Annotated in this window: 5 protein-coding genes and 5 pseudogenes; 3 read left to right on the forward strand and 7 right to left on the reverse strand. The window is 41.8% G+C overall.

The genetic code is table 11. The features are described 5' to 3' along the window. Positions 1-326: 326 nt before the first annotated feature. Positions 327-965: pseudogene (locus F6J90_RS34495) on the forward strand (ISAzo13 family transposase); the annotation flags it as partial. A gap of 449 nt (positions 966-1414) precedes the next feature. Here F6J90_RS34495 and F6J90_RS34500 read toward each other — a convergent pair. Both F6J90_RS34500 and F6J90_RS43885 read right to left on the reverse strand, forming a co-directional pair. Further along, positions 1415-2865, reverse strand: a pseudogene (locus tag F6J90_RS34500) (IS66 family transposase). A 221-nt stretch (positions 2866-3086) separates the two neighbouring features. Then, positions 3087-3224, reverse strand: a pseudogene (locus F6J90_RS43885) (IS4 family transposase); the annotation flags it as partial. A gap of 1188 nt (positions 3225-4412) precedes the next feature. Here F6J90_RS43885 and F6J90_RS34510 point away from each other — a divergent pair. Beyond that, positions 4413-4568 (forward strand): annotated as a pseudogene (locus F6J90_RS34510) (IS1 family transposase); the annotation flags it as partial. 67 nt (positions 4569-4635) lie between these two features. On the opposite strand, the gene F6J90_RS34515 reads toward F6J90_RS34510, so the two are convergent. Continuing rightward, positions 4636-4800, reverse strand: coding sequence for a hypothetical protein (locus F6J90_RS34515; protein ID WP_293104457.1), 165 nt, complete (start codon positions 4798-4800; stop codon positions 4636-4638). A gap of 4 nt (positions 4801-4804) precedes the next feature. Continuing rightward, positions 4805-5008, reverse strand: coding sequence for a hypothetical protein (locus F6J90_RS34520; RefSeq protein WP_293104460.1), 204 nt, complete (start codon positions 5006-5008; stop codon positions 4805-4807). Between the two features lie 423 nt (positions 5009-5431). On the opposite strand from F6J90_RS34520, the gene F6J90_RS34525 reads away from it, so the two are divergent. Beyond that, a complete protein-coding gene (locus F6J90_RS34525; protein ID WP_293104462.1) occupies positions 5432-5629 on the forward strand; it encodes a hypothetical protein in 198 nt (65 codons plus the stop codon). Positions 5630-5982: 353 nt separating this feature from the next. Here F6J90_RS34525 and F6J90_RS34530 read toward each other — a convergent pair. The 3 genes and pseudogenes from F6J90_RS34530 to F6J90_RS34540 form a co-directional block, all read right to left on the reverse strand. After that, positions 5983-6246: pseudogene (locus F6J90_RS34530) on the reverse strand (IS4 family transposase); the annotation flags it as partial. A gap of 420 nt (positions 6247-6666) precedes the next feature. After that, the gene (locus tag F6J90_RS34535; RefSeq protein ID WP_293104465.1) at positions 6667-8019 is read right to left on the reverse strand and encodes an MATE family efflux transporter; all 1353 of its coding nucleotides are present in this window, start codon (positions 8017-8019) and stop codon (positions 6667-6669) included. A 502-nt stretch (positions 8020-8521) separates the two neighbouring features. Beyond that, positions 8522-8872 carry a MerR family DNA-binding transcriptional regulator gene (locus F6J90_RS34540; protein WP_293104468.1) on the reverse strand — a complete coding sequence of 117 codons (351 nt, stop codon included), beginning with the start codon at positions 8870-8872 and terminating at the stop codon, positions 8522-8524. Positions 8873-8935: the final 63 nt, after the last annotated feature.

Consider the following 8935-nt stretch of genomic DNA (forward strand, 5'->3'; position numbering starts at 1 on the left):
CTGCTTCACCCAACGAATTACTGTATTATGATTGACTTTAGTAATCCTTTCAATAGCCCTAAAACCATTCCCATTTAGATACATATTTAAACAGTATTATTTAACTTTTTTATAATAACCTAATTTTTAATAATACTCAATAAATTGGCGACCACATCTCTTACATTGATAATTTTGTTTACCCCTTATCTGACCATTTTTATAATACTATTATACTGATATTTCGGGCAATTTATACTCATTTATTTCAGGATAGTGCGCGCATATTAACTTTTTTATTAATTATAAATTATCCCATAATCATGGAACGCCGAAAAAATAATTAATTAATTGGCGACTTGAAAAACCCAGGAAGGGAGTGGTGTGAAAAGCAACATCCCCAAGAAGTAAAAATACATGATTTTGTAGACCCGGAATTATGAAAAGTCATTCCTTACGGAGTTTATGACAAAACCTATAATCAAGGCTGGGTAAATGTTGGTATTGACCATGACACCGCTGAATTTGCTGTCTTCTCAATTCGTCATTGGTGGTATTCCATGGGACAACAACTTTATCCCAACAGCCAAAAGCTAATGATTACAGCGGATTGTGGCGGAAGTAATGGTTATCGTTGTAGCAGTTGGAAATTGAAGCTACAAGAATTAGCCACAGAGATAGAAAGAACCATTTATGTAAGTCATTTTCCTCCTGGTACAAGTAAATGGAATAAAATTGAGCATCGTTTATTTTGTCATATTACCCAGAATTGGCGAGGTAGACCCTTAACAAGCCATGAGGTCGTGATTAATTTAATCCGCAATACTACCACAAAACAAGGGTTAAAAGTTGAAGCACGCTTAGATGAGAATCCCTATCCAACAGGGATCAAAGTGACAGACCAAGAAATTAATGCCATTGCCATTGAGCGAAACTCTTTTCATGGAGAATGGAACTATGTAATTAAGCCTCTTTCTCGGGACTAGATTGTTAAAGTTATTTTTACATGACTCCTTAGAGAGGGTCGCCTTATTTCATATAACTTAAAATTATTACCCATAACCTGTCGCTATAAAGGCGATCCTCTCTTACGGTAACTTCAAAGGACAGCCGCTAACAAGCACTATCCCGGGATTTTAACATTTATAATTGGTGATCGTAGTTCTGAAACTTTTAAAAAGCTTTGGAATCAAATCAAATGTTGGCATAGCTTTTGGTATTCGACTGATAACTCTATTGTTTATCAACTATTTATTGATGATATTAATCATATACGTAAAAAAACTTATATGACGAGAATATCAAGGGGAAACAAGATAGCTATAAGCTAGACTGTATAAGGGATAGCGCCTTAATTTCCTTGTGATAATAAAGGCTTTTGTGAGGTTTAATATTCGTAAGCATTCAGGTGTAGGGATTGACAAAGTCACCCCACTCACTTCAAAAGCGGAATCAGAGACAATTCGTGAGAACGCTGCCTGACTGCTAAGGACACAGCCTGACTCAGGAACTTTATGGTATTACGCCCTTGAGCACGACAAGATTGAATCACACGTCAATATTGTTGCTGAACGCTCAAACCCATTCCAGGAGCGAGACCCCCCTGCGACTTTACGCTTAGTCACTGCCAAACGCAAAGAGCGCTCTGCCCGATTATTATCGGGTGGGACTTGTGGGTAGTCTAGGAAATACCACCATTGCTCGGACTTGTGCCTCAAAGACTTGAGCAACAACCCCGCAGCGATTTGCAGCTCTTGAACTCCAGCTCTCAATTGCCTCAGTTACTCGCCCCTTGAAAGACTCAGCCCAAGAAGCATAAACTGATGCCTCACCAGTCTCACGCCACTGACGGTGTTGGGCAAAGGCTTCATCAATCAACTCAATAAAGGCTTGACCCAAGCGAAGTTGGTGAGGCTGTTTCAGACGAGCGACTTGCTGAAAATGTCGTCGTAGATGAGCCAGACACTTTTGTTGAGCTGCAACTTGATAACCGTTGTAGACGCGCTTATTCGTCGGAACTGAGGACTCCTGCAAAACAAGACCTACGTAGATATTCAAGTTCGGCTCTTGAACGAGTGTCCCCGGCATGAAACAAACTATATCCGTATCCTGTTTGCACCCACATCCATTCTTTCACCCCATTGACCAACCATGGAGACTCGTCAACGTGGACAATATGTTGATTTTTGACCCACTGTTTTAATTCACTCACTTGTGGAGTAACGGCAGAGGCGACTCGCCGGGTGGTGGCTTCTAAAGTTCCTAAACTTACCTCGATGTTTCCAAACTCTTGCAACCATTCCTGTTGCTTTTGATAAGACAAATGACCGTAGTGTCCCAACCAAACCAGCATTGCCTGCAAGTTAGCTGACAAGTCTTGTCCTGCAATGACATTCTCGGGTAACTCTCCCCCAACCAGAGTCCCACAGTGATCACATATCCTTGCCTGATGCTGGTACTCTACAATTTCGATCGGATGCTCTACCAGTTGAGCCACCACATAGCTTCGGGTTGAGCAATCCCTACTTTCCCACTGATTTCCCTTACAGAAAGGACTTCTTTGAGGTTCGACTACTACATATCGGTCAACCCGCCCAAAACCTTTTCGGGTTTTCCCTTTGTGTCCTGGTTGTCCTCCTGGTTTTCGTTTCTGCGAATCTGATTCCTTCGACGGTTTATCTTTTGACCTTCTGATTAAATCACTTGATGGGGGTTTTGATGAAGTCTGGCTGTCTTTGTTCAACAGACTTTTGAGGCGTTCCACCTCCCCAATCAGTTGTTCAATCACAAGGAACGCAGTTGCAGCACCAGCTCCACCAGAACTGATTGGGGCAGCAGTTCCAGAGCTTCAAAGCTATTTGGGATAGCTGGCGGTTTGATTTCCATGGTTCTACACTACTACTCATCCTTCCCTTTTTGTCAACCCCATCACCTGAATGCTTACTAATATTCATCAGTTGAGTCGCTAAATATGACCAAATTTCCATAGATTGAACCCATATACAGCCATAGAGTACTATCCAAAAATCACTGTGCCGTTTAACAAAACGTTTCTCTTCAGTGGGACAACAAATATAGTCAGTTACTTTCATATTTTGAAAATATTATCCCTGAAAAGTGGCTAGTGTATAAGCAATAGCAATAAGTAAAACTATCGCTATTAAACGTCGTTCGTTTACTCTTGTTTTTTCTAGATTATAGCCACCTGTCTTGTAATCTTTGAACATAGTTTCAATACCCCACCGCGCGGCATAAAGCGATGCAGCGCGGTCTTGGGGAGGCAGTGCGGTCTTGGGGAGGCAGCGCGGTCTTGGGGAGGCAGCGCGGTCTTGGGGGTTTCCCCCATGAGCGACTGCCGTGGTTTCCACGGGGCAAACAGCGGTGCGGACGCAGGTTCCGCACACAGACCCATGCGCCATGAGCGACTGCCGTGGTTCCCCCCATGAGCAACTGCCGTGGTTTCCCCCATGAGCGACTGCATCAAGACAATGATAAAACCATTTTAATTTTGGTCAGACTGGTCAAGATATACCAAGGTTGTCGAGAACCTTTACCTCGATATTTACGTTTCCAATAGGCAGCCAGGTTTAATTTTCATAATTTATGGTTTTTAGAGCATAATATATTTTGATAAAATTCCTTCATTACCGGTTTAATTCCTAAGTCTTTGAGCGCCCGATAAACTTGTTCATCATCTTGTATACACGTAGTCTTTTTTTGACGCAATGCAAAGTCTACACCCCAATCACACAGAAACTTAGCTAGTTTGACACTTTGAAATTATCTGTCTCCTATCACAACAATTGGATAAGGGCGTAGTAGGCGTAATACTGGAGCCATAAACCTTTTCTGTTTTCCCAAGCTACTACTTCCTTTCTTTCCGAGCATTTCCCAATAAACTGGGATAGCATGACCACTCCACACCAAACTTAACACAATTAAATTTATCGATTTCCATTGCGTTATATCTATGATTAATAGTAGATATCATTCATGCACTAATTTCAGTTTATTCGCCCGTCTTCTTTGGGCTCGATTCTTGGGTTTTTGGCGAAATTATTTTTTGAACAATTGTTTAATAATAGGAAACCATAACATTTTAGCACTCAATTGGGGCAAGTTTAAAAACCTCTGTAGATTTCGCACTCGACTTTTATATTCAATCGGTTGTGGAAACAGTTCAGCTATACGGGATAGGCTCACATCTCGATAACTTTGCAACAGCATGATTAGCAATTGAAGTGTTAAATATTGACTTTCACGCTTGGTGAATCTGGAAGACTTTTTGGTACAATTGTTCGCGTAGCGTGGCCGAAAGGCCAGGAAACATTTTGCTTTTAGAGTTGTCCACTAGACAACTCTATTATTTTTTGGCATCGTTGGCTCAACTTCTTACCATCTCTGCGTTTCAGTCTCCTTGTCACCCCGTGAGGACGAGAATATAAAATGAAAATACAAGATTGAGACATTATTTAGCCAGACTACATCGACGCACTCTCTGCTACTCTAAATCTGAAGAGATGTTGAAGTTTTCAATCAGGCTTCTTATTTATTATTTAAAGTTTCAAAAAATCCCCATTTCTGGTTAAGCATTCCAAGATTGAGCAACGCCGATAAATGAGGCAACATAGTAGCGAGTTTCTTGGGAAACTTCAATCACATTTGCCCGATTTGACGTTCTGACTCCACTCGAATCAGGGTGCTCAGTCCGGGAAAATCAGGCATACCATCAAGTTGATCAGTGATGCTGACGGTGGGTTTTTCAATCCGACCATGCCCCAAATTGATCTGTTGGGCTTGAAAGGAACCCTTTGACGGCACTCAGTCACCTGGATTGGTTGCCTTTGAGTGCTCCGTTGGTAATCGTTCCCGCGCTTCGTGGATGACCATTACCGTTTTTTTTGCTGATGGCATCAAAGGCGAACACCACACCCAAAACAGCCATCTGTGGGATAAATGCCGGTAAGGCGGTAATTTCATTCGTCAAAGAATCCACCTGATCGGGACACAAAATCAGTCGAAGTTCCACAATAATGGCTAAGGGATCATCATGGCGGGATCAGAATCCACCTGTGGGTGATCCCTGATGGCTTCAATTGACCCCCGTAGCACTTTGCCCATCGGTGGCAATGGTTAATCCTGGCAGGGTCAGAAGTTACCGCAAGAATAAGGCAGCCTTAATCATGGAGGCGCCCTTGACCCGTAATTAAATTCGCCATGGGTCGCCCCTCAAAGTTTTAACCATTTCAGCCAAGCCTCCCAACCATAAAGGCTGCCTTATTCTAAGGTTTCGTCTCCGGGTTGAACCCCATTTAACCGAGATCAACAGGGGGAATACATTGGATATTCCACCCGTAGCAACGTCCGTCGAATCGTGCTGTAGGACGGTAAGCTTTAGGGAGGCGAAAATAAAGCAACCAATTGATCGTGATCGGCTTTCAACCAATCCCCAATGGCAAGAAACCCTCGATTGCCCGCCGCCACCGCCAGGGTGAATAATGGGGTGGGCTTGGCTATGGCGCTGCCTATGGGGTGCGCCGACTATCTGGTAGGTCAGCTTTGGCTGGGACAATGGCAGGTTGAGACATCTGAAGTACCCTATCACAGACGACTTCAAGATCAGATCAGTTCCTCAATTAGAATGAAATAGCCCTGGTAATAACTGTTGAGTCAATTGGACAAATTGCGTATTTCTTATGTAACTTTTTCTTAGGTTTATTCTGGACTAATTTATTTAAGCGATGCAGCGCGGTCTTGGGGAGGCAGTGCGGTCTTGGGGAGGCAGCGCGGTCTTGGGGAGGCAGCGCGGTCTTGGGGGTTTCCCCCATGAGCGACTGCCGTGGTTTCCACGGGGCAAACAGCGGTGCGGACGCAGGTTCCGTACACAGACCCATGCGCCATGAGCGACTGCCGTGGTTCCCACGGGGCAAACAGCGGTGCGGACGCAGGTTCCGCACACAGACCCATGCGCCATGAGCAACTACCGTGGTTTCCCCCATGAGCGACTGCATCAAGAGACTGATTATAAATTTTTTGGAATACTTCTTGACTTCTATGTGTATTAGCCTTGGAAAATGTGGAAATATTTACGTTAACTCCTGTATTGTTTAATCTTTTAAATAAATCTCGCATACTCGTTAAGCTATTATCGAGAGCGTAAGCTAACCAACATTCAACAAAAAGACGGCTGTTCAAAACAGGGTAATCATTTTTGGGTAGCCCTCTGAGAATATCTTTGACAATCTTAGGAAATGAATTGATAATCATGATTAATTAAATAGGTTTTAATACTTAGTTCACCATCTACCATATTTTGTGCTGTTTTTATCTGGTTTTTCTTAACATTCAAAACTTCTGATGGCGTCAATGCTAGAGCTGAGGTTGGTGGATATCAGGCAGAACGATTCAGATTTCCCTCCAAGTTAGCTCTTTCATAATGTGTTACATACATGAGCTTTTCTACCCTTAGCTACTTAGTACTGGTACACATAAACCAGAGCCTAAAACTTTTCTGAGAGAACAATCTCAATTGTACAGTCAAATTTTAGACCAGGGTATGGTAATTTCATAACTCAACTAAGATGCGATTACCCTGCACGCTTAAGCAACTTTTTAGAATGAAATAGCCCTGGCTTGTCGCTCCCTGAAGTCAGACATTTTATCAGAGGGTATTGAAGGCTATAAAGCTTATACAGCAACTTTTGTAGACCTCTTGTCGCCCCCTGAAGTAGTCGGTATATGAAATGCAAGAATGATAATACGCAGGATAAAAAATAAAGATAGAGCTAACAATAGGATATGATTATTATAAAACCAAAACATAACAAGGATCGTAGGTAAAAAACCAAATACTGCAGCAATGATAGAGGAATTTAGAACAAAATTGCCCGCTTCCAAAACAATAAAATGCCCCATTAAAATATAAGCGACTGTGCTGGCAATTAATATCACAATTAACCAAGGAACATAAATGTAAATGTTATGGGTGATTTCACTATGGTTTGTGAACAGACCAAATACAGTTTGAGGAAATAGAACCGAGGTTATTGAAAAAAGAATACTAATAATAATACCCGTGCCTAAAGCAATCCATAAAAGGGGAACCAATTTACTATTTTGTCCCTGACCCTTAAATGTTCCACCCACGGTTTCCAAACTCAGTTTTAATGCATCAGCTAGAAAGAGATTGAGGGTAACCAATTGGAGGATTAAAGCATTTTCGGCATAGGTTATTTTACCCATCCCGACTCCAAGATAGGAAAACAAGCCAAAGACAAAAAATAAAACAATATTAGCGCCTAATAAATTGCTATTTAAAGCCAGAGTCGATTTAAAAGTGGAGAAGTAAAACACTTTACCAATCACCATTTTAAATTCTGACCATTTCAGGTCTAAACAAACAAAGATCCCCCCGATAAACACGGTTATATATTCACTGATTGCAAAGGAAATTCCGGCTCCTGTACTGCCATATCCCCAACGAACAATGAAGAAATAATCAAAAATAATGTTGAGTGCATTGCCCACAACTGATATAATTAAAACACTGGTTACTTTTTCCTGCCCGAGGAGCCAGCCCATAATGATAAATCGAAGTAAGGTAGCCGGAGCACTCCAAATTCTGGCATTAAAATAGTCAAGAGCCGAAGTTAGGGTATCTGGATCTGCACTGAGCAACCCAAAACCTAATTTTCCTAAAGGGTATTGGAAGAGAACGATCGCCAAGCCAATGACTAAAGCGAGTAACCCATGTCGTAATCCACTCAGCAATACTGCCTCGCGATCGTTTTGTCCCACTGCAATTGCTGTTAATGCCGTAGCACTCATCCGTAAAGAGATAAACAAGCCATAAAATAAATTGATAATTTCTCCTGCTAAAGCAACTCCAGTGAGATATTGTATCTCTGCAAGGTGTCCGAGAAAAATTGTGCTAACCAGAGTTGCTAAGGGAACCATAATCCCAGAAAGGATATTGACAAATGTTAGGTTAATAAAACGGGTTAAAAAGTCGTATTTTTGAAGGAAAAGGTAGTTTTTCATATTAAGCAAATTGTAAATCTTAGGGTGATGTTCTCCTTTCGTAATTAGCGAAGATATCTAATTACCGTTCTGCTCACCTTTTGGTTAGAGTGTATCAGCCTTATTTCACACTTTAATGGATAACGGAGCTTGGGGAGATTCACTTTCGTTAACCCTTTTGGAACTTTCCCTTGCCTTTATATCTCCTTAGGCTGGAAGTATGTTTGGCTTTTGTGCCTTGCTCTATGCCATTTCATTACTTACTTTTGACACCGGCGGAGTCTAGGACTCTTTTACATGGGAACAGGAAGAAAGGATTTCCTGGAGGAGACGGCTCCTCAGTTCTTGTGGAATGGATTCCACTAACCGCACGAATTCACGTCGCACATCTTCTACCATTTCTTCTGGTGGTGAAAGTTCCTTTTCATTTCATTGAGAACAATCAACTCACAGTTATTTTGTTCACAAACCCAGTTAAACAAATCAAAACCAAATCGAGCCAGCCTATCTTTATGAGCAACAACTACTGGACTGACTTCACCTTTAATAATTTTATAGTTCTGGCTTCTGAGTATAAAGCTTGCAATTGGGCCACTTGCCTGTTTAAATCTGGCTTCTGAGCATGACTAGAAACTCGACAATAAAGCACTGTTTGTTTTTTGACTCTGAAGCCAAGAGTATAGGATTCTACATCATATCTCCGTTGTCCTGATGGTGTTTTAATTGCTTGGATAATTCCGGCGTTTTCCCATCTCGCTAACGTCCTGACGTTAACGCCTAGTAACTCAGAGGCTTCTCTAGGTTTAAGATACTTGGTCACCTGACTAACGTTGACAACATACATAGAGTAGCGTGTTGTGCCGTAAACTGTCAACTAAGTTACTCCTCTCCCGTTAACTCTTTGGGTCTAACGGGAGACTATTCGTGACATTGTATT

Origin of the sequence: Moorena sp. SIOASIH, assembly GCF_010671925.1 — a bacterium.
Taxonomy (GTDB): Bacteria; Cyanobacteriota; Cyanobacteriia; order Cyanobacteriales; family Coleofasciculaceae; genus Moorena.